Genomic DNA, 25403 nt, shown 5'->3' on the forward strand with positions numbered 1-25403 from the left:
ATCGCCAGGATGGAAATCACGACCAGCAACTCCACGAGCGTAAAACCGGCTCGTGACGAAGACTGCAGTGTGAATTGATTGTTCCTATGAAAGGCTGGCATCGGCTTACCTTCCTCCGGCTCGTTGATTGTGATTGGTAATATTGTCAAAAACCCCTTCCACAACGGGTACGGCTACTGGTTGTGCCAGCACGCCGTTATTTGCTGTGTCATAAGGTTCATACAGCCCCAGAATCCCATCCTCACCAGCGGAAACGATCAGAGGCAGCCAGTATGTATCTATCACCCCGTATTCACAGGGAAAGGTAGTAAGCGGGTCACTGTCATAATAGAAATTAACAGAGTCATTAAACAACGTGCTAACCAGACCGCTCGAACGCGTGTTCTCATTCGCCAGCCGCCCCAGCGGATCATCTGCATCCACGGCGAGAGGATCCCGTTCATTTGCTGAATTCGGTACCGGGGGCAGGCCACTGAAAAAGGGACCTGCCACTTCGCGATGAATTCCGGGCGATGCTCCATAAGGACGAAACAGGCGTGTTGGCCAGCGATAAAACCGCAGAGGTCTGCCCCAGCCATCGACAAATTCTTTCAGCCCGTCACCATCGGTGTCTTTCACTTCGGAAGCGGTAAAAGCATCTTCTCCCACAGGGGCAATCCCGAGCCCATCGTATTGTGTCAGTACAAAATAAAGATATTCGGAACTGACGCTGAGGCCGCCGTCAGAACCTGAAACGCCAGCGGCTGCCCCCATCGCAGTATTGATTGATTTACTGTCTCCAACAAACTGAGGGAAATTTTCCCGAAAGAGATCCTTCTTTACCAGAATTTCCACGATGGGATCTGTCAGAGAGTAATACTTTTTATTATTCAGTTCCGAGACCAACTGCCCACGTTTACTGCTTAACCGGGGCTGTATCAGTTTATCAGATCGATTTGATTCCAGAAGTTTCTGAAAAGACTGGATCCGCTGACTGAGCAAACCATTCACTTTGACAATATTAGTCATCGTGGCTTTTCCACGGGCTTTATTACCGATGTTACGCACCACGAATGCTGAGGTTGCAATCAAAAATAACAAGATCCCTACAACCATCAACAGTTCGATGATCGTAAAACCGCCTCGCATGACTCGAACAGATTGATGTGTTTGTAAACGACGCATGAAAAACCTGACTTCTGAAAAACAAGGCCCGACTGAATTACTTAAGTGATCCACCAGTAAAATTGGTGATGTTATCTGCCTCTACAGTGCGTCCGGATGGAAAGTTTTTATCCGGGTCATAATTACCACCCGTTCCATACTGAGAGTCAGCGCCTGGCGAAATAATCTGGAAAGACTTGGGTTTGTAAGCCGGGCCGAGTGGATCGCCAGGTGTGCCTTGGTGGTATACGTTTTTTACATTCACGCTCAAAGCAGGAATGGATGGTAATTCAGCCGTACGATAACCGCGTCCGCCGTAACTGCTGATATACAAATAGGGCAACTGTTGGCTGGAGAATGCATCCTTATATTCAGCGGCTTCGTCTCCATCGATATCAGTAAACCGGTTCGTATCAAATTCAAAGTAAGGCCCCTGACGATTTGTTCCGCCGGAAGCAATCGAAAATGGGTCGGCAGGGTTTTTCGAGAATCCATTGGGAGCCTTGTTCGTTGAATCAAAGACTCCACCCAGGAAAAATACCAAACATTCTCCAGCGCTGAGTTCGAATGAATCGGTCTCGTCACCATCATTATTGATATCTCGGTCGAGTCCAAATTGAAACTGCGGCCACATTTTTCGAATTAATGATTTACTGTGCTGATCCCAAGTGGCACTACCGGCCTCGTGTAAATTGATGTAACTGGGAGGTTCCATGCTAAAATCGGTTTTGAAGGAAGTGATGGCTGCTTCCAAATTAGCAATTTCTGCACGGACCTGTGCCTGCTGAGCTCGGAGTCTTACGGCGCCGATGGCGGGGATGAGTAGGCCGAGGAGGATTAGGATGATCACAATTACGATCATGAGTTCGATTAATGTGAACGCACGTCTTGTTTGCTGTGACGCCTTGATGGTTTGGGGCGACCGACGTTTCATTGTTAACTCCTAAGTCTTTTCAAAACAACAGTTTGATAGCGAAAACTCTGTTTGATTTCTAAGAGACGAAAATCAGCCGAGAGTTTCCTGATTCATTATAAAGGGCATTTTTTGTGCCCTAAACACAACAAACACATAAGACATTTACTCAAAACACTTTATCGCTATTATGATCTACGCGAATCGCGGAGAAACGTTTGATTAAACTGTATTATTCTGCAACACCCCACCCAAAACACTACGAAAGATCGTTTAAGAGTTTGATCAAAGGCATGAAGAGGGCAATCACGATGAAACCAACGATCAGGCCGAGAATAATTACCATTAACGGTTCCAGCAAACTGACCAGTGCATCTACGAGGACTGTGACCTCTTCGTCGTACACGTCGGCCACCTTGTAGAGCATATTATCGAGGGCACCGGTCTCTTCACCGACGTCCACCATGTTGACGACGATGTCATCCACAATCCGCGCCTCACGGAGTGGGACGGCCATGGTTTCCCCTTCGCGAATCGCGGCGTAAATCGTGTCGAATGCTCTCTGGAATACCATATTGCCTGCGGTATCACGGGCGATGATGATTGCCTCGAGAATCGGCACCCCGGATGCGATGAGTGTTCCCAATGTCCGGCAGGTTCGCGCGGTCACCGACTTACTGATGATTTTTCCTAATAGCGGTATGCGCAGGGAGATCCAGTCGACAATAAAGGCCCCCTTCTTATTCTTCTTGACGATTTTGATAAAGATCCAGAATGCCAGCGGCACCGCCGGGAAGAGGTAGAAGTAGGAGACGACAATATCGCTGACCGCCATCAGCATCAACGTGATGCCGGGCAGTTCCGTACCGAAATCGAGGAAGATCTTTTTGAACTTCGGAATGATCCAGTACATAATGAATCCGACGATCAAACTGGCAACGGTAATCACCGCCACCGGGTAGATCATGGCCCCTTGCACTTTCTTTTTCAAACTCTGAGCACGCTCTTTGAATTCTGCCAGACGTTGTAGAATGACTTCGAGAGCACCGCCGGCCTCCCCTGCTTTGACCATGTTGACGTACAGGTTATCAAAGCACTTGGGCTGCTTGGCCATTGCTTCTGAGAGTGTATTTCCAGACTCAATATCTTCAATCACGCCATCGAGGGACGCTTTGAGCGGGCCTGGTTTGGCCTGTGCTTCCAGAATCCGCAGGCTTCTTAGAATCGGCAAGCCGGCATCCTGCAGTGTGGAAAGCTGTCGTGTGAATGCGGTCAGCTGTTTGGAGCGAACGCCACCGATGGAGAAGCCCCCTTTTTTGGCGCCGCCGGCTTTCTTGCCGCCGCCCCCTTTTGTGGCGGCTCCCTTCTTCTGTTTTTTTCCACGACCTTTTTCGGCGATTTTTGTGACGAAAAAGCCCTTCTCTTTGATGAGTGTCTGGGCCTCTGCTTCAGATGGGGCCTCGATGGTGTCTTTTACCTCGAGTCCTGTGTTATCCATTGCCTCATATTGATAAACCGGCATGGCGTTACTCCGTCAAAAGTCTTCTAAAAATGGTTTGTATTCTGCTTCGGCCCTCGGGGCAGACATTACTCAATATCTTCCATCACGGTCTCGCGAACAACTTCGTCGATTGTTGTGATGCCGTCAAAAATCAGTTTCAGCCCGGCTTCACGCAAGGTGGTCATTCCCTGGCTGCGGGCCATATCTCGAATATCATCGACGGATGCGTCTTCCGTGATCAGGTCGCGGATTTCATCGGTGACGTCCATTAATTCATAGAGGCCAGTTCGGCCTTTGTAGCCTGAGTTATTACAGGTCGCACAGCCTTTCCCGTAGTAAAAGCTGTATTGGCGCGCCTGTTCGATGGGGAGCTGCAGTTCCAGTAGCAGTTCATCGCTGGGTTCAAATTCGGTGCGACATTCTTTACAGATGGTACGCACCAGACGTTGTGCCTGAATCGCTTCCACTGTGGCGGTGATCAAGAACTTGGGGATATCCATATCACGCAAACGTGTGATGGCTGAAGGGGCGTCGTTAGTATGGAGCGTGCTGAAAACCAAGTGGCCGGTCAGCGCGCTTTGAACGGCGATTTCCGCGGTCTCGAAGTCTCGAATTTCACCGATCAGAATCTGGTCGGGGTCGTGACGTAAAATCGCCCGTAATACCGAAGCAAATGTCACTTGGATGTCGGGATTCACCGGAACCTGAATCAGGCCATCGATGTCGTATTCGATCGGGTCTTCGGTTGTGATGATTTTCTCTTCGATGACATTCAGCTCGTTTAAAGCAGAATAGAGGGTTGTTGTTTTACCACTCCCGGTTGGTCCGGTCACGAGTACGATGCCGTTGGGGCGATGAATCATTTCCCGGAAACGTGACAGTGTTACCGGATCCATTCCAATTTTATTGAGGTCCAACTGCACGACGGTTCGGTCGAGAATTCGCATAACCACAGCTTCACCAAACAGGGTAGGCAGCACACTCACGCGTAAGTCGACCGGATTGCCTCCCACGTTCAATTCGATACGACCGTCCTGCGGCAATCGTCTTTCGGCGATATCCAGGTCTGCCATAATTTTGACACGCGAAACGATGGCGTTCGCCAGGTGGCGTGGAGGGGGCACCATTTCGTAGAGCACGCCATCGGCGCGCACACGAATTTTGAATTCATCTTCAAATGGCTCGAGGTGGATGTCACTTGCCTGATCCTTGATGGCCAGCAGCATCACCATATTCAGCAGTTTTCGAATCGGGGCAGCGTCGGCCACTTCCTCGGACGAAGAAAGGTCATAAACGTTCTTACTGGTATCTGTGCCGAGTTCGTCTTCAATGGCGCCGATCACATCTTCGATGCTGTCTTGACGCTCGGAGTAGTGACGCGTGATTGCTTCTTCTACATCTTTCAGGTTCGAAACAGCGCCTCTGACATCGTACCCCAGAAAGTTTCTAAGGTCATCCAGTGCTGCTACGTTTTGTGGGTCCGCCATGGCGACGGTCAGCACATCGTCTTTCAATGAAACCGGCATGATTTTGTAAATCGATGCCATCGTCTCGGGGACGAGTTCCAGAACTTTCGCCGGAATATTGGTTTCACCCAGTTCAACAACGGGCATGCCCCACTGTTCAGCCAGTGCTTGTGTCACTTGCTCTTCGGTGACCAGTCCCATTCGGATAGCAACCTGACCGATGACTTCACCGGGGCTCTGCTTCTGTTCTTCCAGAATATCCCACAACTGATCTTCCGAGATATAACCCAGATCGACCATGATTTGACCAAGGCGTCTTGTTGCCATGAATGCCTACCTTTGACTAACTCTAAATTTCATTCTGAAATGAACGACCTGACTTTTTCAATTCCCTGAATTTCTGCTCCTGCTATTAAAAACCCGAATGTGGGTTAGTCTTCATAATCGTCATCATCACCATCTTCATCGCCTTCAAGCAACCCTTTTTTCGCCATGGCGATTTTGGCTTTCAGTTCGCCGGGATTGTTCGAACGCATAACGACATCTTTTTCCTCACACAGTCCGTCGCGCCAGAGGTTGTACAACGCATCATCCAACAACTGCATGCCATACTTTCGTCCGGTCTGAATACTGGAGTTAATACGGTAGGTCTTGGCCTCACGAATCAGGTTCGCGATTGCGGGTGTGACAACGAGCATCTCATAGGCGGCCACCAGCCCTTTTGGTTTTTTCGGCAACAGCGCCTGGCTGAGAATGCCGATGATGGAGGCCGATAACTGAGTTCGAATCTGGTCCTGCTGACTGGTGGGAAACACGTCGATAATTCGGTCTACTGTTCCCTGTGCTCCTGTCGTATGCAGGGTTCCAAAGACAATGTGCCCGGTTTCTGCAGCGGTAATGGCGGCCGAAATCGTCTCAAGGTCTCGCATTTCCCCCACCAGAATCACATCGGGGTCCTGTCGCAGTGCACGTCTTAGTGCTTCAGGAAACGAGGGAACGTCGACGCCAATTTCACGCTGGTTAATCGTCGATTTTTTGTGCTCATGATAATACTCAATCGGATCTTCCATGGTGATAATATGGTGATCCATCGTATCATTCATATGATTGATCATGCTGGCCAGGCTGGTGGTTTTACCACTCCCGGTCGGGCCCGTCACGAGAAACAATCCTCGAGGGCGTTCGAGCAGATCTGAAATGACCGCTGGCAGCCCCAATTGTTCAAACGTCAGAAATTCGTTCGGAATTCGACGCAAGACCATGCCGATATGACCACGTTGTTTGAACACGGACACGCGGAATCGCGCTTTATCGCCGAAGGCAAATCCAAAGTCCGTTCCCCCTACTTCCTGCAGTTCCTGCTGATTTCGCTCAGGAGTAATACTTTTCATCAAAGCGACTGTATCGTCGGGCTCCAGGCTTTTTGTTTCCAGGCGGACCATATGCCCTCCCATCCGAACAACCGGCGGCTGGCCTGTGGTGATGTGTAAGTCGCTCACCTTTTCTTTAACGACCGTCTCCAGCAATTTGTCAATCTGAACCGTTGCCATCCAAAGTACTTTCTGAAAACTCTTTGACTGAAAAGTGAGCGATCACCGGTAATGAGGCACGTCACAAACGTGCTGATCGTTGTTCGATTTGAGTTACCCCTCTTCCAGAACGATCATTTGCTTGTACATTTTTTCCGTGAATAACCGAGTGAAACAAGAACCAAAGTGAAACGATCAATGAATCAAACAATGTAAGATAAGATGATTTAGAAGTGTAATAATGAAATTTCATGGCAAATATGACGTGTGATAAAGCAATTATTCAGTAATCCACACTAAAACTCAACAAAAGCCCTGAAATAGATCAAACACTTCGCATATAAGGCATGGGGCCAATGCGACGCGAAACCAAGCCATTCTGCCTCTCTGAGCGGCTCAAATAGAGCGAGTTTTTGTGCCCCGAATCCTTTCCTAATGACCTTCTAGTCCTTTCGCTAATTTCATTGCTTCAGAGATAGTTGTAATTCCCTCGAGTGCTTTATCAGCGGCATCTTCTGCCAACGATTTCATACCGAACAAACGTGCCTGTCTTCTGATGTTTTGAGCGGCTTCGCTGCGAAAAGTCATTTCACGTATAGCCGAATTCATCATCATCAGCTCAAACACCGCTTTGCGTCCCTTGTAACCGGTGTGTGAACATGTGTTGCATCCCTTGCCTCGATTATGGATCGCGGTTTCGAGTTGGCTGGGCGTAAATCCCAGGTACTCCAGCTCTCCAGGATCAGGCTCATAAGTCTCGACACATTTCCCGCAAACAACACGCACCAGGCGCTGTGCCATCACGGCCATAACGCTGGATGCGACGAGGAACGGTTGTACCCCCATGTCGATTAAGCGTGTAATAGATCCGGGCGCATCGTTCGTGTGTAGCGTACTGAATACCAAGTGTCCTGTCAAAGATGCTTGAATTGCCATCTCAGCAGTTTCCTTATCACGAATTTCTCCCACGAGAATAATATTGGGTGCCTGACGCAACATGGCACGAATAATTCGAGAGAAATCCAACCCAATATTATGCCTCACTTCGACCTGATTGATGCCGGGCAGGTAGTATTCGACCGGATCTTCAGCGGTAATAATTTTTCGATCCGGACGATTCAGCTCACCCAGAGCACTGTACAAAGTGGTAGTCTTACCACTTCCCGTTGGACCTGTCACGAGAAAAATCCCATTCGGTCTGCGGATAATTGTTTGAAATCGCCGATAGTTTTCTTCGGAGAAACCGAGGTTCCGAATTCCCACTTTGATGTTATCTCGGTCCAGAATACGCATGACGACCGCCTGGCCGTGGTTGGTGGGGAGAATACTCACCCGCAGGTCAAAATCTTTCCCGGCAAACGTCGTCTTGATTCGACCATCCTGGGGGCGGCGTTTTTCGGCGATATCCATGGAAGCCATGATCTTAAAACGTGAAACCAACGCCATTAATAAACGTCGAGGTGGGCTGTCGCGTTCCACTAACGAGCCGTCAATTCGATACCGGATCCGAATTCGGTCTTCAAACGGTTCGACGTGGATATCACTGGCCCGCATATTTACAGCTTCACTGATAATCAGGTTGGCGAGTCGGATTACCGGAGCGCTCTCGTCTTCGTCAGCAACAGAACTTGTTGTTGCCAATTCTGTCGCTGTAATGTCCATCTGTGTTTCGGTGAACTCTTTCAGCATCGTGTCGACCGACTCGGTTTCACTTTGACCGTAATGCCGATTAATAGCCGCCTGAATCGATTCAATGGGTGCCATAACTACATCGAGATCACGATTAATAATAAACCGCAGCTTGTCCAAAACCTCATATTTCATAGGGTCATGCAGTGCAATCTGCAGGGAGTCCCCTTTCATCCCGACAGGAATGACTGTATTTTCCCGTGCCATGGATTCCGGAACCAGCTCAATCACAGTTTGTGGGATCTCGATCGAATCGAGCTCAATGAACTCATATCCATACATTGAGGCCTGTGCCTGTGCGATGACTTCGGCTCCGACATAACCCAGTTTGACCAGTGCTTCACCGGGGGAAATTCCCATGGAACTGGCCAGACTTGAGGCTTCATCCAACTGGGCTGGGCCCAGAAACCCATCATCTACTAACTGTTGCATCCAATCGTCAGCCATTCAATTTCTCCACGGAATAGAATCAGTTTTCACCTGCAAGTATCCTTTTTTCCCATATCAAAGGTGGGGAATCAATACTCCGGTTCAATCTGGTTTATGAAAAATATATGAACTGCAGGCTGTTTTCTGCCTGTCAGTCAGCTCATCCTGCTTGTGAAATTACTCGTCAACGCCAACTCAACTGAGTTGGCTGCTCTCTGATATTCCAATGATCCATTGGGGAAGCAGACTGAAGATGTGTCGTACAAGAATTGCCTATTTTAATTTTGAGGTAGATCTGGCAGAGTGTCAAGGATGTAAATCGCTATACAAAAAATACTTGTGATAGTTTTCTGATTACACCTTTAAAGCAGGATCTCTGATGCGATGCCCGTTGGCTCTGAATTTTCACCCTGTAAAAGAATCCGCCAATTCCTGCATCGCGGCTATGGTTGCCTCAATTTCTGCCATGGTTGTAAAAGGCCCGGGGCTGAATCGTAACGTTCCCCCTGAATTCAGTGATTGAATCGCGCGATGAATGCGTGGGGCACAGTGTAAGCCGGCTCGGGTCTGAATGCCAAAGTTTTCATCAAGAATTGAAGCCAGGACCTGAGGTTCCACTGTCTGAGAGATCAGACTGACGACTCCCACACGGTCCTCGACCTGTTTGGGGCCAGATAAATCAAATCCAGGTAGTGACTGCAAACCTTCGATCAGCCGTGCGGTTAATGCTTGTTCATGTTCACGAATGGCAGAAATACCACGTTCCTGCAGGTATTCCAGCGAAGCGCTCAATCCAACCAGGCCCGGGGCATTATGATTGCCCGACTCAAACTTGTCCGGCAGAGTTTGAGGCTGTGTCTCTTCTTCACTAAGGGTTCCGGTTCCTCCCTGTCTGAAACTGTCTACCTGATCGACAAGTTCAGAGCGAATATAGATCAAGCCTGTACCTAGAGGTCCGAGTAAGCCTTTGTGCCCGGGACAGGCCAGAAAATCGACGGGCATTTGAGAGACATTGAATGGCAGATGACCGACTGTTTGCGCTGCATCAACAAGAAATAAGACACCGGCGTTTCGGGCGATCTCGCCGACGTCATTGACCGGTTGAATACTGCCTGTGACGTTAGATGCATGATTGAGGATGATCAACCGGGTGTTGTCTCGTATCACTTCACGAAATGCGGCCGCGTCCACCACGCCAGATTGGTCTGCGGGAATGAACGTCGTTTCCAGCCCCCAGCGTTCCTTTAGTGTCTGCAGTGGTCTGAGGACCGAATTGTGTTCTACATCGGAGGTTACGACATGATCGCCGGGTTTCAGTACGCCATGAATCATCGTATTCAGGCTGTCCGTCCCATTAAAGGTAAAGGCGACTTCTTCCGGTCGTGCTGCCCCTAAGACCTCCGCTGCCCGCTTACGACACCGATCAATGGATGCCTGCAGCCCAATGGATTTTCGATACGCACCACGGCCGATGGGCGCGCCCACCTGACGGTTATATTGATCGACGGCGGCATAAACGGACTCGGGCTTCGGAAAACTGGTGGCCGCGTTATCCAGATAAATCAATGGCTGCTCATTCATTTAAAACTAACCAGACTCGAAGTGTGTCAGATGTCAGCCGCCGATGGAGTACATCGGGCGATCCGGCTGAATGAAACGTGCGGTATTGATTTCGTGTCCCTCTTTTTTGGCGGCGATGCTGCTCTGTACCGCTTCCAGTATCTGCTGGTCGGGGGCATTTTTCTGGAACAGTTCGCGAATATCTGTTTCTTCCAAGCTGAATAAACAGTTGCGAAGTTTACCGTCGGCGGTCAAGCGAAATCGATTGCAGCTCATACAGAACGGAGCGCTGATTGAGGCGATGAATCCAATTCGACCGACGCCGTCTTCGAAGACAAAATTCGATGCGGGCGCACTCTTGTCATGCTGTTCCACTGGAACCAGTGGCATGATCCCCCGCGAGAGAATTTCCTGGATCTCGTGGGCAAACAACACTTTTTCACGTTCCCATTGATTGTCTGCATCGAGGGGCATGAATTCAATAAACCGAATTTCGGCACCCGTTTCACGTGCCAGTTGTCCAAAGGGAATGATTTCCTCTTCCGTCATATTGCGAATGGAAACGGCATTAATCTTCACCGGGTTAAAGCCGGCTGCATGGGCCGATTTAATCCCTTCGCGCACTTTTGCATACTCATCGCGGCGGGTGATCTCTTTAAATTTTTCCGCGTTCAATGCATCGAGACTGATATTAATCCGCCTCAAGCCGGCATCGTATAACTGTTGTGCGTATTGCGGCAGCAGGATCCCATTGGTGGTGATGCCGATGTCCTGGATGCCGGGGATTTCGGCCAGCATCTTTACCAACGCGGGAACATCTTTTCTGACCAGAGGCTCGCCGCCGGTCAAGCGGATTTTATTGACGCCCAGGGGGGCAACCAGACGGACAAAGCGGACGATTTCCTCGAATGACATGATCTTGCTGCGATGCACAAATTGCACGTCTTCCGAAGGCATGCAGTAAAAGCAGCGAATGTTACAACGATCGGTAACGCTGATTCTCAGATTATTATGCACGCGCCCGAATGAATCGATTAGCTGATTCTGGTTTTCCATTAAAGCCTCACAGTAAACGCAGTCTTGATGTCTTTCCGCCTGAACGACTTCTCGCTTGCTTTTGTTTTATTATAGACAGTACGCCGAACTAAACCGGCATTTATTTTGCTTCGATTTCCGGATGTTCCCACTCGGTTGTTCCATCGGACCAATTTTCTTTTTTCCAGATGGGGACAATTTCTTTCAAACGATCAATCAGAAATCGCCCTGCTTCAAATGCTTCATTTCGATGTGGCGAACTGACGGCGATCGCGACACTGATTTCCCCCAGTCCCAGGTGTCCGATGCGGTGCTCAATCGCCACGACTTGAATGGCCCATTGGTCACGCGCTTCGGTAATCAATTGCCGCATCATCTGTTGCGCCATTTCTGGATAAACTTCGTAGTCTAGGGCAATCGTCTGACGACCAGAGGTCATTTCACGAACCGTTCCCATAAACAGGACCACGGCGCCACATTGGTTAGAGCGAACCCGCTCGGTCAACGCCGTGTAGTCAATGGGTTGTTCTGTTATGGAAATATAGTCTGGCTTCATCGTTCGAAATCGATTTGTTGACTGATCTGAAAAATATGGTTTTAGCCGCCGCTCACTGGGGGGAAGCAGGCGACCTCCTGTTGTGTATTCAGGGACTGGTCTTCCCCTGCGTAGGCATTATCAACGGCAATTAACAATTGACTGCTTAACGGTTGTAACTGAGGAAACTGTTTTGCCATCGCCAGCCGTAATTGTGCGACCGTCGCCTGCTCTTCAACGGAAACTGAGATCAGTTCGCTCTCTGCCAGTTCCCTGGCGCGGGCGAATAATTTGATCTGAATCTGTTGAACTGTCATGAGACTACCAGTTTTTTCTTTTGGGGCTGCAACGACCGCTCAAGTTCCGGCATGATTCCGTAGGAAAGTGCCAGTAGCTTGATTGGATGAACGGTCGGAATCCGGGTTTCCTGCTCCATCTGCATTTTGCAACTGCTGCACTCCGTTGCCCCCGCACGCACGCGTGTGGTTTTCATATGATCAATCAGCTCCCGACCGATCTGCTTCGAGGTTTCAAAGGTCTCCCTGGCAAGTCCGTACGTTCCGGCCATGCCTGAACAACCTTTTTCAATTGTATTCACCCGCAGCTCAGGAATCAAAGCGAGAAGCTCCTTTAGTGCAGAACGGGACGATAAAGCCTTGATATGACAGGGTGTATGGTAGTCCAACTCCAGATCCAGGGGCACAAGATCAGTGCGCAATTTTTGGGATTCGTGCAACTGCAACAGGAATTCACCTGCCTCTCTGACCTGCGATGAAACGACTTCACTGTCTTCTCCCTGTACCAGCATCGGATATTCCTGCTTGAGACAGATGGCAGCGGCTGGCTCAAGACAGATGATCTGATGTCCCTCTCTGGCAAATTCGCTGAGAATCTTCAGGTTCTCTTCTGCGACACTCCGCGCTGCGATCAAGTCGCCGGCAGAAACCATCGCCATACCAGACGCCAGTTGATTCGGGGGAACATAAACGGGAATCTGATTGTGCTGCAAAATGGCCAGAAGCGCATGTGCTAATTCCGGATCGTGATAATTGGCGTAATAGTCTACGAAAACAATGACAAGATTCGGATCGCTGCCCGGTCGTGGCCGTTTCGTGAGCTTTCGGGGAACCGAACGTAAAAAGGAACGCCGTGAAAACAGCGGCAGCTTTCGACTGCGATGGATGCCCATCATTTTTTCCATGACCCAGCGTGCCGTGGAGTTATTAATCGCCCAGTTGGCTGCCATGGAGAGTGTACTCCCGAAGGCACCGAACGAATGGGCGCGGGATAAGATCCAGTCGGTATGGCCCAGCCCGTTGGCTGAGACATACGCGGCTTTGGCCTCAATCGCCATCTGGGGGATGTTGACCGTCGAGGGACAGTCCAGCTGGCATTGTTTGCAGTTGAAGCAGGTGTCGGCCAGTTTTTTTGTTTCTACGGAGGAAAGTTCGTTGGGATGAATGGCACCGGAAAGCAGGCCGCGAAACAGATTCGCTTTCGCGCGGGGGCTCGCCTCTTCGTTCGGTTCAATCCGAAACACGGGACACATCCGCGAACCGGCATCTTGCCGGCGACAGGAGCCACAGCCATTACAGCGGGCGGCTTCGGTTTGCAGTTCCTGAGGTGTCCAGTTTAGTTGCAGATCAATCAGTTCCGGAAATTTTTCGGGAACCGGCCTGAGATTTCGAATGGTGACGTGGGGGTCGTCATTAATGATCTTGCCGGGATTCAGCAGATTATGTGGATCGAAGATATCTTTAACCTGGCGAAAGACGCGATACAAATCACCGTACTGCGAGCGAATAAACGCGGTTCGAGCCAGGCCGTCCCCGTGCTCTCCGCTGATCGTACCATTCACGGAGAATACCATTTGATATAAATCGCGGGCGATACTCTCCAGAATCGGTGCGTTTTGCTCCGTCAACGCCGGTAAAAAAGGTCTCAAGTGCATTTGCCCTGATGCGGCGTGCGCGTAAAGCGTGGCTGTGACCTGATGCCGCTGAAAGACTTTCTGCGCTTTCTGCGAAAATTCGTACAAGGACTCCGGTGGGATGGCAATATCTTCCACGAACGGTTGCGGCCGTGAATCACCGGGTAAGCGGCTCAAGGAAGGTACCACTTTTTGTGGAAGCGACCAGAGAAAGTCGACCTCATCTGCCTGATGCGTTTCCATCGCGACCACCACACGGGAGTTGATATTCTTCACCGCCAGGGTGACGTTGTGCAATCGTTTTTGCACCTGGGAATCGCTGAAGCCGACCTGCTCCACCAGGAGTGCTGCTTCTGCCGCTGTTGAGATGAGTGAGGCAAAACGGGGGTCAGCTTCTCTTGCTAAAGACAACAGCCGACGATCGAGCAAATCACAGGCGGAAGGCTGTTCATGAATAATCGTCTGCACCGCTTTAATCGCGGACGCTAGATCCCCAAACAACAACAGCACCACGCCACGGTGGGCAGGTAAGGGAGAGACGTGCAGGACGGCTGAAGAAAACATGGCGAGTGTCCCTTCAGAACCGACCAGTAATCGTGCCAGATTCAGATGGTGTCGCGTCTTAATGCCTTTCAAAAAGTACCCGCTGCAATTCGGAATGCGGGACTGTTGCTTTTCCTGAATCAACTGCTCGTGATCGGAGAGCAGTTTGGAAAGCTTGCTGAGTACCGTTCGTTTCACCTGATCGCCGCGTGTATCGGGAGATTGCTCGCCTAAGAGAGACGTTGTGGGACCAGTGGGCAAAGGTTGACTGAGAATCGACAGACTTTCGTTACCCACCTCGAAGCAGGTCCCATCTGCCATCACAATCTCAAGCTGATTCACATGATCGCGAGTCGATCCGACACGAATGGCGCGTGAGCCAGCCGCATCAATGGCGAGCATGCTGCCGAGCGTGGTGACTTCAGTATTGGAAGGATCCGGCGGAAAATATAAGCCGCGTGATTTCAAATAACGATTGAGCCGGGCATGGACCACTCCAGGTTGAACCCGTACCTGATTGTCTTCCAGTAACTCGAAGTTGGTCAGATACCGCGAACAATCGACAACGATTCCACTTCCGATGGCATCGCCTACCAGCCCGGTGCCCGCGCCCCGAGGGATGAGTGGCACGTTCATTTCCGTCGCGTACCGGGCGATTGTGATCAAATCGTTCCGTTCGCGGGGATAAGCGACGCATAAGGGGGGCACCTGATACAGGCTGGCATCGCTGGCATAAATCGACAACGCCACCGGATCGCATCGCACATCACCTGCAATCAGGCTCGAAAGATCTTCTGCAATTCGTTGCTGTTGTCGGTCCAAAGTTACTGGCTCTCAGGCTGAAATGCGTGCACGCGATTTTGTGAGGCTTGGGTTCATCGCTATTGTACGCGATTGAAGTGCATAGTTTGAACAGTCAATCCATTGAAACAGACTTCTGAGGCGTAATTCAGGAACTTCTATGAAAGAACCCGTATAATTCGAGCATTCCCTAAGCTTGCTGAAAACTACCTGTTCAAAGTGATTTCACCAGACCGACGGTCAGATTATTGCTGGCCTGCCGCTTTGTTTACGAACCTGGATGTATCGCGTGACTGTTTCGATAACCATTCGCAGGCGGGTTCCGGTAAACCTTCATGGCCTCCTTCGAAGATGGTTACCCGTGCTTGACCTGAGTTTCGTCTTAAATGGATGTCACGATCATAGGTTTCATCAATCTCTTGATCTGTGGAATGAGGCGTTTTCAATTTGCCATGATCCCACAACTGCTGCATTTCTGCTTTTGAAATGGGAGTGGTCTGGTTCTTTTCTGCCAGTGCGTTGAAGGCGCGTAACGTATGGGCGAATGGGACCGAACCGGTTTTTCCATCTGTCACGCCGGCATTGAGGTCGAGCGGCAGATCGGTCGCGTTCGCGATCCAAAACAGAGGAGAGCGATCGCGGTATTCGGCATCCACTTGGGAAGAGACGCCGGGCTTTTCTGTCAGAGATTTGAGAATCATGCGTGCGTAATTCTGCGGTTTGCCATCCTTCACATGGAAATGGTACCAGGCTGCCAGATCGCTAATGCCGACCCAGGCTGATGCTGCCGAAAAACGATCCGGATGATGTCCGGCCATTAGCATCGTCATGTGTCCGCCACCGGATGACCCTGCCAGATAAATGCGGCTTGGATCGACGTTATAATGTTTTATTACATAGTCAATGGCATCCAGAATATCCTGACGGGCCAATTGGGAACCACAGGCTTCCGGCTGTTGATTCACTCCGCGGAAATTCGGGTGTAGATAAATCCAACCCCGTTTTTGTGCTTCTTTCAGCCACTTGGCGTTGTTTTGTTTATAGTTTCCGCTCCAGGAATGCAAGAAGATCAATAGTGGAGTCGGAGTTGTCTTCGCTGCTTCGGGTGCCCAGACCAGAGAGGGCTGCAGACTTTGATCCAGCGAACTTTTGACTTTGATGGGTATCAGAGGAGTCTGTTTTGCCTGTGGTTGTTTTGTTTCTTTCGCTTTTTCGGCGGCGATCAGATTTCCCTGACCGACGCAACACAGGTTCAGAACCAAAACACTCCAAACGCATTTCTTCCACATAAATTCAGACTCCTCAGGTTGTTGATGCATCGCGGTGACTATTTTTCTTCTTCTGTTTCAGAGTTCTGATTGGCATATTCAATTCTGCCCCAGAGGTTTCCGCCTACTTTACCATGCTGCCAGGTTCCGGCATAGCGACCTTCAAAAAACATCACGCGCGAGGTAAACGCATTTCCCAAGCCGGGAATCGTCAAGTTGGTCAGAGAAATCACGGGGGTATCACCGGCCCAGAATACGTTCAAAGGCATCGGTACGTTAACATCATTCTTGCCGTACTTAATACGAGCGGTAATCAGCCATTGATCGCCATTCAGTTTTTTGGCGGATGCGATTTCATACCGTTCTTCGCGAGGCGGTTTGCCATTGGTCTTTCCGTCTACGGTAAAGTGTCCTACCAGCGTTGCACCGCTCATCTGCGTTTCAAATTTCTTTTCGAGCATTTCTCGCTGTTTCGCTGCGTCATCCTGCTGGGCCGCATCAGCGGCTCCCAGAGATAGAAATAGAACACAGACCGCCATTGTACTTTTCATTAGAAAACTCATCTTTTATGCCTCATGAATTGGTTGTGAATTTTCAGAGCGAACGGAATTCGCTACGATACCATCATCCTACACTATTTCAGTTTACAGGTGAATCATACGGTAAAATAATGACAAAATCCGATCATCCCTCTCAGCCTGCTGACTCACACCTTGATTCCCCGCCTGAATCGGGGACTCCACCCGATTATAGCATCTTAACTCCTGCATTTAAAAAGCTTTGCGATGTCATTGCCCGCCTGCGTTCGCCCGAGGGTTGCCCCTGGGATCGGGAACAGACACTGGAATCGATCAAGCCGTATACTCTGGAAGAGACGTACGAGCTGCTGGAAGCCATCGATTCCGGCGATGATCAACATATTATCGAAGAATTGGGTGATTTACTGCTGCAGATTGTGCTCGATTCTCAAATCGCCGCCGACGAAGGTCGCTTCGATTTAACGCATGTTGTCGATCGCCTGACACAAAAAATGATTGATCGGCATCCGCATGTTTTTGGAGACGTCAACGCAGAGACTCCCGCTGAGGTGCGCAAGAACTGGGATCAGATCAAGGAGCAGGAAAAGCAGCGACACTCCATATTTGATGGCCTGCCTGCAGCGTTGCCAGCCTTGGCCCGTGCAGCACGCGTGGCTGAGAAAGCGGCGAAAGTGGGGTATGACTTTCCGCATCGCGATATGCTGTTTGATAAATTGCGCGAAGAGATTCAGGAACTGGCAGACGAAATTTATCCCGAAGGCAAGATCCCCGATATGCCGGCAACGGTGGAAGCGGACGTCATTGCCGATACGGAACTCGACGATCCGGCACTGCGATTACGCGTTGAAGGAGAACTGGGTGACATTTTGTTTGTCGTCGCGAACATTGCCCGGCGTTGGCAAATCAATCCGGAAGAAGCATTGCGAAAAAGTAATCGCAAGTTTCAACAACGGGTCGAGAAGATCGAACAGAAGTTGGAGCAGGACGGTCGCTCGATCCAGGCGGCTTCCTTGCAGGAAATGGAAGAGATCTATCAGTCCGTCAAAGAGCAGGAAAGACAGAGTTCTTAGTGCCAATTCGACTGACGTTAAAACGGCAAATCGGTGCCCAGATCTTCTTCGAGTGCGAGTTCATAAACTGTGACAGCCATTGCCACATCTTCCACTGCCAGACCGACTGATTTGAATAAGGTGACCTGATCATCGGTGGCGCGGCCTGTTTGACGTTCGGCTACGATCTCACACAGGTTATGCATCAGTCGCCAGTCCGTGATGCCTTCTTCGACGGGTTGGATGAAATCTCCGGATTCAATTTTACATTGGTCGATATCATCACAGACAATCACATCGGCGCGTTTGATGGTGGTGCGGTCAATTTCACGTCGCGAACGGTGATTCGATCCGACCACGTTCAGATGGGTTCCCTCATCAAGCACGCGTCCGTCAAACAGCGGGGCTTTACTCGTGGTCGCGCAGATCACTATGTCTTTTTCAGCCGCAGTTTCATCGGGAGAATGTGAGGCTGAGACTTCGACATCACAGAGTTCCGTCATCTCCTCGGCGAAGCGGCTGCACTTCTCAAAATCGCGCGAATAGACAGAGACAAATTCGATTTTCCGCGTCAGGCAGACCGCCTGTAATTGCGTGCGTGCCTGCAGACCGGCTCCGAACAGTCCCACGACTTTGGAATCGGGCCGGGCCATGTATTCTGTCGCAACGCCGCTGGCAGCTCCCGTGCGCAGTTGGCCAAGGAAATCGCCTTCGATTAACGCGCGCATTTCGCCGCTTTCCTGATCGTAGATCGCGACATGAAACTGGCCGCCGTTTTTAGTCGTTGTGTAAGCCTTCCATCCAACATAGCGCAAATATTCATTGGCGGCTGACATTGTATGCAGCATGATTCCCGGTCCCCGTACACGCTGTCGTGGTACGTTGGTGGCGTGACCGGCGGCAAGTTCCTTGAAGACTTTATGCGTGATGAGGATCGATTTTTCCAAATCCATCACAGAACGAACATCATCCTCAGTAATATATAACGCCGCCATGAACGGTTACCCTTTTCCTCAATGAATCAGGACTGCTGACAAACAAAGAATACAGACTCGAATCGAATATCAAATGATGTTTCGATGATTTGCTTACACGCTAACGAGAAATCAGTTGATATACAATACCAGTATCAATCTGATAATAACCGACGGCTAAAGCGACGTGCGCAGCGACCGTGTTGGACTCTTCGACGTGCCATTCCAGCTTTGTGATTAACTCATCCTGCAGACGGCGAGCGATTTCCAGTAAGAGTGATTGCCCGTAACCTTTGGAACGTTCGTCTTCTTTTACGAAGACATCTGTCAGTCCGATCACTCGTTCTTCCCATTTCGGAATATATAAGTCCAGGCCAATGACAGTCGCAGAGGCAACAGCGCCATCGCCGGTTTTGGGGACGAGTTCAAAATGTAATGTTTCCAGCCTTCCCAGCCGTGTCAGCCACCACCAGTTAGGTGCCTGGTAATCATCGGAAATCATCAGCTGCATTTTGCGTCGAATATTGACTAGATGAAATTTGATCGGTGGTTTCGGGCCGAGCAGATCACGTTGGTAAATTCGAATCGACTTGATTGCATCATAGCCGATCGATTCAAAAAACGGAGCGGCCAGTGGGTCAGACAACAGGAAGCCGGAAGGGCGAGTCCCTCCATACAGACCGACCAGATAGGGGGAGAGCAGCCCCGATGGGCCAGCGGTTATATTCACGGCACCTTTGGATTTGAGGTAATCTTCAGCCTTCAAAACCAGGTCACGACCGATGCCACGTCTGCGAAATTTGGGATGAACAATAACGGTGCAGATGACGCCTTGAGAATAGTCAAGCGCTGATTCTTCTTTGTTCGGGCCGAATCCTGCCAGCACAAACCCAACGGGTTCTCCGTCTTCGACCGCAACAATCAGCCCATTGGAATCAAAATAGGGTTGTGAGAAGATCAGAACTTCGAAGGCATCGATGCTGAGACATTCCGCGGCTCCTCTTCCCAGTCCTGCAGCATGCCATAAGCTCAGCAAATGCGGTGGGTCAGTATTATGAAACGCACGAAACTCAGTCACAAAGTTCTCTCACAAAATGTGAATGGGACTTAGAATCTGTTTTTTAAAAGCAACAATAAAGAAAGCCCCCTTATTATCGAAAGGGGGCTTTTCGTTTTGTTACTTGACTTTTTTGACAGCATCAACGATGGCAGCTGCAGTCAGACCGTATTTGTCCAGCAACCCTTGAGGATCGCCACTTTCTGCAAAACAGTCGCCAACATTGACATAGGCCATTGGAACAGGCGTTGCTTGAGAAACTACCATAGACACAGCAGATCCCAATCCACCATGAGCCAGGTGCTCTTCTGCAACAACAATCGCACTGGTTTCGCGGGCTGCTTTCTGAATCGCTTCAACGTCAATTGGTTTGATGGTGTGCATATCAATTACACGTGCGCTGATGCCTTCTTTTGCCAATACTGTGGCAGCATCAATGGCACCGGCGACCATCAGGCCATTTGCAATAATGGTCACATCGTCGCCTTCACGTACGGTGTTGGCTTTTCCAATTTCGAAGGTATCGTCTTCGGTATAGATCTCAGCCACGTTTGGTCGGCCCAGTCTCAGATAAACGGGGCCTTCATATTCAATCATGGCGGCGGTTGCTGCTTTGGTTGAGACAGCATCGGCGGTGACGATCACAACCATACCTGGCAGACTGCAGGCCAGGGAGACGTCTTCGATTCCCATCTGTGAAGGACCATCTTCGCCGATCGAAATCCCAGCGTGCGTACCAACGAGCTTTACATTCATGCCCGGAAACGCAATCGACATTCTGATTTGATCATAAGCGTTGCACAACAAAAATGCGGCAAAGCTGGCAACGACAGGGATATGGCCGGTTGAGGCCAGACCGCCAGCGACGCTGACCATGTTACTTTCCGCGATTCCTACGTTGAAACCACGTTCGGGATGGTCTTTTGCAAAGACTTCCGTACGTGTCGAGTTTCCGACGTCACCATCAACGGTCACAATTTGGGGGTATTTGTTCCCCAGTTCTTTTAATGCATCACCAAACGCATCGCGTGTGGCTTGCCCGACTTTCAATCCACTAATTTCGCCTAAATACATAATGATATGTCTCTTTTGTCTGTGTGTTGACTTTAGATATTGATTTGACTCAAGCTGTCTCAGGTCTTCTCAGTTCGGAACAGACTCCGTTCACTGAGAATCAGAAGCAGGTTCTAAGTGAGTAACGCCAGCGCTTTTTCTGCCAACTCTGGCGAAAGCGGTTTACCGTGGTAGTTTGTGTCTCCGGCTGCTTCCAGCAGGGGTAGAATCCCAAACCCTTTTTGGGTCTTCGAAATAATTGCTTTGGGACGGTCCGTTACCTTGGCTGCGATTTCCAGCGCTTCGACGACCGATTCCTGGCAGTTGCCTTCAATCGTCTGAGTGTGCCAGCCAAAAGCCGCGATTTTTTCTTCGAAGGAACCCAGGTCGAGTACTTCTGAAGTGGATCCGGTTTGCTGATAGCCATTCTGGTCGATGATGGCAGTCAGGTTGCCTAATTTGTATTTTTCAGCGGTCGCGAGTGCTTCCCAAACCTGGCCTTCACCCATTTCGCCATCGCCAATCACGACGAAGACATTGGAGCCGTTTTTGTTCAAGCGTGCGCCGAGAGCCTGGCCGATTCCCAAAGAAAGCCCCTGTCCCAGCGAGCCGGTGGAGGCTTCAATTCCGGGAAGACGTTTCATGTTCGGGTGACCTTCAAACGGGCTCCCCAGTTTGCGAAGTGACATCACGTCATCAGTTGAGAAATAACCTGCCTCTGCCATCGCAGCATACAGCACAGGCACGGCGTGGCCTTTGCTCAAAATGAAACGATCACGGGCGTCCCAGGTCGGGTTTTGGGAATCATATTTCATGAATCCACCAAACCAGAGTGCGTTCACCACTTCTACAGCAGACAAGCTGCTGCTGGGGTGTCCGCTGCCAGCTTCGGTTGTCATACGGATGATCAGACGGCGAAGGACTTTTCCTTTTTCCTTCAACTCTTCCATTGATAAGGCGTTTGCTTGAGCAGCCACTTTGTTTCCTTCAATTTCTTCTAAACAAACAAATAAAGTTGTCACGCTCTTTACGACATTCCATCAGTAAGCTTTTACTTGTTGAATTCAACATGACTGATAGAAGGGTGCGACCTGATGAGGTACGCATTGATTCGAGCAGTGACAGCATATCCGGCGCCACCAGGCGCAACTTAAGCGCGTCAATTTCTAAGCGTATGCTAACGAGCAAACCTTCCAGCGACAACCATCCGGGCAATAGAAACCATTGTGTCGCAGGGGAAAAACTCCTTTCCTCACTACTATTTTCACTAAATTCACAGATCTCTCAAAAAAGTTTCATACCAGGCTGGCTTGTTTTCCGTTTCTCCCAAAATACACAACTGTTTACTGAAAGAGTCTTTAAAGCCCATTCTGCTTGAGCAATAATGGGGAATTGCGTTTCATAAAGTACTTTATATATCTTTGACCTTACTGAGGCTCCCCAGTGATGGATGAAAGCCCATTTACCGATCAGGAATTACTGGCTTACCTGGATGAATCGTTGTCTGTTGAGCTGATGTCACAGATTGAAGCCACACTCAGGAACTCCAATCCCTTGCGGGTCCGTCTTGCCAGTCTGTCACTCCAGCGGAATGAAGGCGTGCATTCGGTGGGCGAAATCTGGCGACGTAATCGCCTGAGTTGCCCTTCGCGGAGCCAATTGGGAGGGTATTTACTCGAAACGCTGTCTCCCGACTATCTGAGTTATGTCGAGTTCCATCTGAGTCAGACCGGCTGCCGTTATTGTGCAGCTAACTTGGAAGACCTCAAAGCCGGCTTATCGAAAGCGACGAGGGAGACGGAACGTCGACGACAGAAATACTTTCAGTCTTCAGCCGGGTATCTGTCGGCGAAAGAGGAAGACTAACCAAAACCCTATTTCGACTCAGTCAAGTGGCTTGGGTTCAAAATCGGATTCGTTGACCCAGCCCGCTTTAGGCGCATTCCCTTTCTGATACCGCTGGTAAAAGTTGCGCGTGCGGGGATCTGAGTATTGATATCCCTCGAACACGGAGCCCTTGCCCAGAACGCGCGGGTCTTTTTGGGCAGTTAGCTCGGCATGCAGCTGTTCTTGCAGAGCATTCTTGATGGTCTGAAATTTCGGAATTGCTGCCAGATTCTTCATGCATTCCGGATCGTCTTGAATCGAATACAGCTCTTCCCCAGTTCGTTTGCCGAACGCCCACTGCCAGAACTGTTCCTGTTTTCCGTCGCGGCGGAGTTGCAGAATGGCCGTTTTTGTGGGACTGCCATCACAATTCAGATATCCCGTTTCCGGATTCCCGGCGGGCCAGCGCCCCGGTTCATCATTCTTCAGATACAACATGCCACCTTTGACAATTCCGCGGATCGGGTAACCCCAGTCAAACGGTCTGCCGATGTCGTGGCGTTCCTTACCGATGAGCACATGGTCGCGTTTCGGATTGACGATTCCCGATTTGTCTGATTGAAAAATGTCTGTCAGGCTGCGTCCCGCCGTGGGTTGCATGCCGGTCTGTTCCCACTTTAATCCAGCGGCTTCGATAAAGGTCGGCGCGAAATCGATGAAGCTGACATAATCATCGATCACTCGATGGCCGGTCTTGATACCCTGCTTCCACATAACAGCCAGCGGCAGGTGATTCGAGCGTTCGTACTCCTGTCCTTTCACGCGAGGAAAGGGCATGCCGTTGTCAGCGGTGACGACAATGATCGTATTGTCGAGTTGGTTTCGTTCTTCCAGAGATTTGAGCATCCGCACTAGATGCTGATCGAAATGTTCAATCTCATAAGCATAGTCGAGCATATCATTGCGAATCACTTCGTTATCAGGCCAATACGAGGGAACCTGGTCGATGTCGGTGAGCTTCTTGCCTGCCTTTTTGACGCCGGATCCATATTCATAACGGCGATGCGGTTCCAGTCCGCCATACCAGAAACACCAGGATTGATCCTGCGGACATGTTTCCAGAAACTGTTCAAAGTTGGCCGCGTAATCGATGGGAGAGATCCCACTGGCCGGCGGCTTCGCTTTTTGACTATTGAACGCGGGGCCTGCCAGATTACGGCGTTTGCCGTTGGCATCCATGGCGACTCCCGGAGCCCAGCCTTTGGCGGTCTTGCCGACAACATAACCGGCGTCTCCCAGCGCTTCGACATATGTTTTGAATTCGGGAGGAAAAAAGGCCATGTGATTACCGGCTTGTTTCAACTGCCAGGAATTACGGCCCGTCAGAATACAGGCTCGCGAAGGGGCACACTTGGCGTTCGGAGTATACGCGTTCGAGAATAAGAGCCCTTCCCGCGCGACCCGGTCGAAGCCGGGCGTCTTGACCCACGAGCAACCATAGGCGCCCATGTGGGGGAATGAAGCATCATCGGCGATGCAAAATAGAATATTGGGACGGCTTGTTTTTGCGGTTGTCGATTCTGCCTGTGTGACATTTATTGAAATCAACAACACAATGACTGCACACAATAGAAAAATAGAATGCTTCTTCATTTCAGCGCGTCCTCAGCAGAATCATCAAAGGCAAAACTCGGGCTGTCGCAGGTGCCAGGCAGCCAATTTAACACAGAACCTTATCTTAAGTCACGGAAGGTTCCGTCACAAGGAGTTTCGCTGAAACGGGGACAAGTCACTCCGTCACGCATCATGAATCCTGTTCAGTTTCGGCTGAATTCCAGAGAGAGCGCGCCGGCGTAAGGCTTGCGCTGTTGTTCACGGAATTTTGCTTTGAGAAAGCTTAGCAGCAGATCACTGCGCAGATCGACATCGTGTTCCTGTAAGATCAACTGAGATAGGACCGGTTCCAGATTGATCGTCCCTGCGAGAATATCGCATAGTTTGCCGAGCGTGATATCACGCTGCAGCATGTGATAATAAGTGGGATCGTCGGCCTGTTTCAGAAAGATGCTGGAGTACTGCTGCAGTAATTCGTACTGGCGGTGTTCACGCTGAATGACCGGCTGTTCTATATAGAAATCCGGTTTCAGTTCGAGAATCGCTTTCCGATACGGGCGATCTGTATTTTGCAGCGTGACTGATTTCGCGCGGCAGATGCCTTGTAAGAGGATTGAATAATCGCCTGACTCCAATTGGCAGGGCGCCACGATGGAGGCCAGGCAGACCGAGTTAATCTCAGGAGTCTTTCGTTTCGATCGGGGATCGCCGTCTGCTCGTTTCAGTGAAACAGCAATCAATGCGTCTGCCGCTAGTGCTTCCGCGATCAATTGACAGTCGGCGGCAGCTGTAATTCTGAGCGAGAGCATGGATTCCGGCAGGAGCACACAATTCTCCAGTTCCAACACGGGAACGGTTCCTGAAAATGTCTTAAGACGTTGCTCTGAAAGATCGCTAAATGTTGACATTGTATATTTCTATACTTCATTCATTGAAAAACAATTCGTG

The 25403-nt window shown here is 50.1% G+C and carries 21 protein-coding genes; 2 read left to right on the plus strand and 19 right to left on the minus strand.

Going from position 1 to position 25403, the window contains the following annotated elements:
- Positions 1–105: 105 nt before the first annotated feature.
- From AAC022_RS18940 to AAC022_RS19000, 13 genes are all read right to left on the minus strand, one after another.
- Positions 106–1164, minus strand: coding sequence for a hypothetical protein (locus AAC022_RS18940; RefSeq protein ID WP_339733554.1), 1059 nt, complete (start codon positions 1162–1164; stop codon positions 106–108).
- A 37-nt stretch (positions 1165–1201) separates the two neighbouring features.
- The gene (locus tag AAC022_RS18945; RefSeq protein ID WP_339733555.1) at positions 1202–2077 is read right to left on the minus strand and encodes a prepilin-type N-terminal cleavage/methylation domain-containing protein; all 876 of its coding nucleotides are present in this window, start codon (positions 2075–2077) and stop codon (positions 1202–1204) included.
- 238 nt (positions 2078–2315) lie between these two features.
- Positions 2316–3578, minus strand: a complete 1263-nt coding sequence (locus AAC022_RS18950; RefSeq protein WP_339733556.1) for a type II secretion system F family protein — start codon at positions 3576–3578, stop codon at positions 2316–2318.
- 65 nt (positions 3579–3643) lie between these two features.
- Positions 3644–5350 carry an ATPase, T2SS/T4P/T4SS family gene (locus tag AAC022_RS18955; protein WP_339733558.1) on the minus strand — a complete coding sequence of 569 codons (1707 nt, stop codon included), beginning with the start codon at positions 5348–5350 and terminating at the stop codon, positions 3644–3646.
- A 104-nt stretch (positions 5351–5454) separates the two neighbouring features.
- Positions 5455–6573: a type IV pilus twitching motility protein PilT gene (locus AAC022_RS18960; RefSeq protein ID WP_339733560.1), complete on the minus strand. Its 1119-nt coding sequence runs from the start codon at positions 6571–6573 to the stop codon at positions 5455–5457.
- A gap of 411 nt (positions 6574–6984) precedes the next feature.
- Positions 6985–8688 (minus strand): GspE/PulE family protein, encoded by a 1704-nt coding sequence (locus tag AAC022_RS18965; RefSeq protein WP_339733562.1) that lies wholly within the window; start codon positions 8686–8688, stop codon positions 6985–6987.
- A gap of 387 nt (positions 8689–9075) precedes the next feature.
- The gene (locus AAC022_RS18970) at positions 9076–10251 is read right to left on the minus strand and encodes an aminotransferase class V-fold PLP-dependent enzyme (RefSeq protein WP_339733564.1); all 1176 of its coding nucleotides are present in this window, start codon (positions 10249–10251) and stop codon (positions 9076–9078) included.
- Positions 10252–10284: 33 nt separating this feature from the next.
- Positions 10285–11286: a GTP 3',8-cyclase MoaA gene (gene moaA / locus AAC022_RS18975; protein ID WP_339733566.1), complete on the minus strand. Its 1002-nt coding sequence runs from the start codon at positions 11284–11286 to the stop codon at positions 10285–10287.
- Positions 11287–11386: 100 nt separating this feature from the next.
- Positions 11387–11821 (minus strand): molybdenum cofactor biosynthesis protein MoaE, encoded by a 435-nt coding sequence (locus tag AAC022_RS18980; RefSeq protein ID WP_339733568.1) that lies wholly within the window; start codon positions 11819–11821, stop codon positions 11387–11389.
- A 41-nt stretch (positions 11822–11862) separates the two neighbouring features.
- The gene (locus AAC022_RS18985; protein ID WP_339733570.1) at positions 11863–12117 is read right to left on the minus strand and encodes a MoaD/ThiS family protein; all 255 of its coding nucleotides are present in this window, start codon (positions 12115–12117) and stop codon (positions 11863–11865) included.
- The gene (locus tag AAC022_RS18990; RefSeq protein ID WP_339733572.1) at positions 12114–15095 is read right to left on the minus strand and encodes an anaerobic glycerol-3-phosphate dehydrogenase subunit C; all 2982 of its coding nucleotides are present in this window, start codon (positions 15093–15095) and stop codon (positions 12114–12116) included. The genes AAC022_RS18985 and AAC022_RS18990 overlap by 4 nt, the downstream gene beginning before the upstream one ends.
- 224 nt (positions 15096–15319) lie before the next feature.
- A complete protein-coding gene (locus AAC022_RS18995) occupies positions 15320–16363 on the minus strand; it encodes a prolyl oligopeptidase family serine peptidase (protein WP_339733574.1) in 1044 nt (347 codons plus the stop codon).
- A 38-nt stretch (positions 16364–16401) separates the two neighbouring features.
- Positions 16402–16893 (minus strand): hypothetical protein, encoded by a 492-nt coding sequence (locus AAC022_RS19000; RefSeq protein ID WP_339733576.1) that lies wholly within the window; start codon positions 16891–16893, stop codon positions 16402–16404.
- A gap of 119 nt (positions 16894–17012) precedes the next feature.
- On the opposite strand from AAC022_RS19000, the gene mazG reads away from it, so the two are divergent.
- A complete protein-coding gene (gene mazG / locus AAC022_RS19005) occupies positions 17013–17951 on the plus strand; it encodes a nucleoside triphosphate pyrophosphohydrolase (protein WP_339733578.1) in 939 nt (312 codons plus the stop codon).
- A gap of 17 nt (positions 17952–17968) precedes the next feature.
- Here mazG and AAC022_RS19010 read toward each other — a convergent pair whose 3' ends face one another.
- The 4 genes from AAC022_RS19010 to AAC022_RS19025 all read right to left on the minus strand — a co-directional run bounded on the left by AAC022_RS19010 (position 17969) and on the right by AAC022_RS19025 (position 21991).
- Complete coding sequence (locus tag AAC022_RS19010) at positions 17969–18925, minus strand: ornithine cyclodeaminase family protein (RefSeq protein WP_339733580.1); 957 nt, start codon at positions 18923–18925, stop codon at positions 17969–17971.
- Between the two features lie 100 nt (positions 18926–19025).
- Positions 19026–19982 (minus strand): GNAT family N-acetyltransferase, encoded by a 957-nt coding sequence (locus tag AAC022_RS19015; RefSeq protein WP_339733581.1) that lies wholly within the window; start codon positions 19980–19982, stop codon positions 19026–19028.
- 99 nt (positions 19983–20081) lie between these two features.
- Entirely contained in the window at positions 20082–21035 is a 954-nt protein-coding gene (locus tag AAC022_RS19020; RefSeq protein WP_339733582.1) for a transketolase C-terminal domain-containing protein, read from the minus strand.
- 113 nt (positions 21036–21148) lie between these two features.
- Positions 21149–21991: a transketolase gene (locus AAC022_RS19025; protein ID WP_339733584.1), complete on the minus strand. Its 843-nt coding sequence runs from the start codon at positions 21989–21991 to the stop codon at positions 21149–21151.
- Positions 21992–22460: 469 nt separating this feature from the next.
- Here AAC022_RS19025 and AAC022_RS19030 point away from each other — a divergent pair, with 469 nt between their 5' ends.
- The gene (locus AAC022_RS19030) at positions 22461–22880 is read left to right on the plus strand and encodes a hypothetical protein (RefSeq protein ID WP_339733585.1); all 420 of its coding nucleotides are present in this window, start codon (positions 22461–22463) and stop codon (positions 22878–22880) included.
- Positions 22881–22898: 18 nt separating this feature from the next.
- Here AAC022_RS19030 and AAC022_RS19035 read toward each other — a convergent pair whose 3' ends face one another.
- Both AAC022_RS19035 and AAC022_RS19040 read right to left on the minus strand, forming a co-directional pair.
- A complete protein-coding gene (locus AAC022_RS19035) occupies positions 22899–24494 on the minus strand; it encodes a sulfatase (RefSeq protein WP_339733587.1) in 1596 nt (531 codons plus the stop codon).
- A gap of 164 nt (positions 24495–24658) precedes the next feature.
- Entirely contained in the window at positions 24659–25363 is a 705-nt protein-coding gene (locus AAC022_RS19040) for an LON peptidase substrate-binding domain-containing protein (RefSeq protein ID WP_339733589.1), read from the minus strand.
- Positions 25364–25403 lie beyond the last annotated feature (40 nt).

It is taken from the genome of uncultured Gimesia sp. (genome assembly GCF_963976445.1).
GTDB lineage: Bacteria > Planctomycetota > Planctomycetia > Planctomycetales > Planctomycetaceae > Gimesia.

Bases quoted from the DNA above. Each gene is read 5' to 3' on its own strand.
- AAC022_RS19000 (WP_339733576.1), bottom strand. From the start codon at position 16,893: ATGAAAAGTACAATGGCGGTCTGTGTTCTATTTCTATCTCTGGGAGCC.
- AAC022_RS18960 (WP_339733560.1), bottom strand. From the start codon at position 6,573: ATGGCAACGGTTCAGATTGACAAATTGCTGGAGACGGTCGTTAAAGAA.
- AAC022_RS18940 (WP_339733554.1), bottom strand. From the start codon at position 1,164: ATGCGTCGTTTACAAACACATCAATCTGTTCGAGTCATGCGAGGCGGT.
- AAC022_RS18965 (WP_339733562.1), bottom strand. From the start codon at position 8,688: ATGGCTGACGATTGGATGCAACAGTTAGTAGATGATGGGTTTCTGGGC.
- mazG (WP_339733578.1), top strand. From the start codon at position 17,013: ATGACAAAATCCGATCATCCCTCTCAGCCTGCTGACTCACACCTTGAT.
- AAC022_RS19010 (WP_339733580.1), bottom strand. From the start codon at position 18,925: ATGGCGGCGTTATATATTACTGAGGATGATGTTCGTTCTGTGATGGAT.
- AAC022_RS18955 (WP_339733558.1), bottom strand. From the start codon at position 5,350: ATGGCAACAAGACGCCTTGGTCAAATCATGGTCGATCTGGGTTATATC.
- moaA (WP_339733566.1), bottom strand. From the start codon at position 11,286: ATGGAAAACCAGAATCAGCTAATCGATTCATTCGGGCGCGTGCATAAT.
- AAC022_RS19035 (WP_339733587.1), bottom strand. From the start codon at position 24,494: ATGAAGAAGCATTCTATTTTTCTATTGTGTGCAGTCATTGTGTTGTTG.
- AAC022_RS19020 (WP_339733582.1), bottom strand. From the start codon at position 21,035: ATGTATTTAGGCGAAATTAGTGGATTGAAAGTCGGGCAAGCCACACGC.
- AAC022_RS18980 (WP_339733568.1), bottom strand. From the start codon at position 11,821: ATGAAGCCAGACTATATTTCCATAACAGAACAACCCATTGACTACACG.
- AAC022_RS18985 (WP_339733570.1), bottom strand. From the start codon at position 12,117: ATGACAGTTCAACAGATTCAGATCAAATTATTCGCCCGCGCCAGGGAA.
- AAC022_RS18995 (WP_339733574.1), bottom strand. From the start codon at position 16,363: ATGTGGAAGAAATGCGTTTGGAGTGTTTTGGTTCTGAACCTGTGTTGC.
- AAC022_RS18970 (WP_339733564.1), bottom strand. From the start codon at position 10,251: ATGAATGAGCAGCCATTGATTTATCTGGATAACGCGGCCACCAGTTTT.
- AAC022_RS18950 (WP_339733556.1), bottom strand. From the start codon at position 3,578: ATGCCGGTTTATCAATATGAGGCAATGGATAACACAGGACTCGAGGTA.
- AAC022_RS19030 (WP_339733585.1), top strand. From the start codon at position 22,461: ATGGATGAAAGCCCATTTACCGATCAGGAATTACTGGCTTACCTGGAT.
- AAC022_RS18945 (WP_339733555.1), bottom strand. From the start codon at position 2,077: ATGAAACGTCGGTCGCCCCAAACCATCAAGGCGTCACAGCAAACAAGA.
- AAC022_RS19040 (WP_339733589.1), bottom strand. From the start codon at position 25,363: ATGTCAACATTTAGCGATCTTTCAGAGCAACGTCTTAAGACATTTTCA.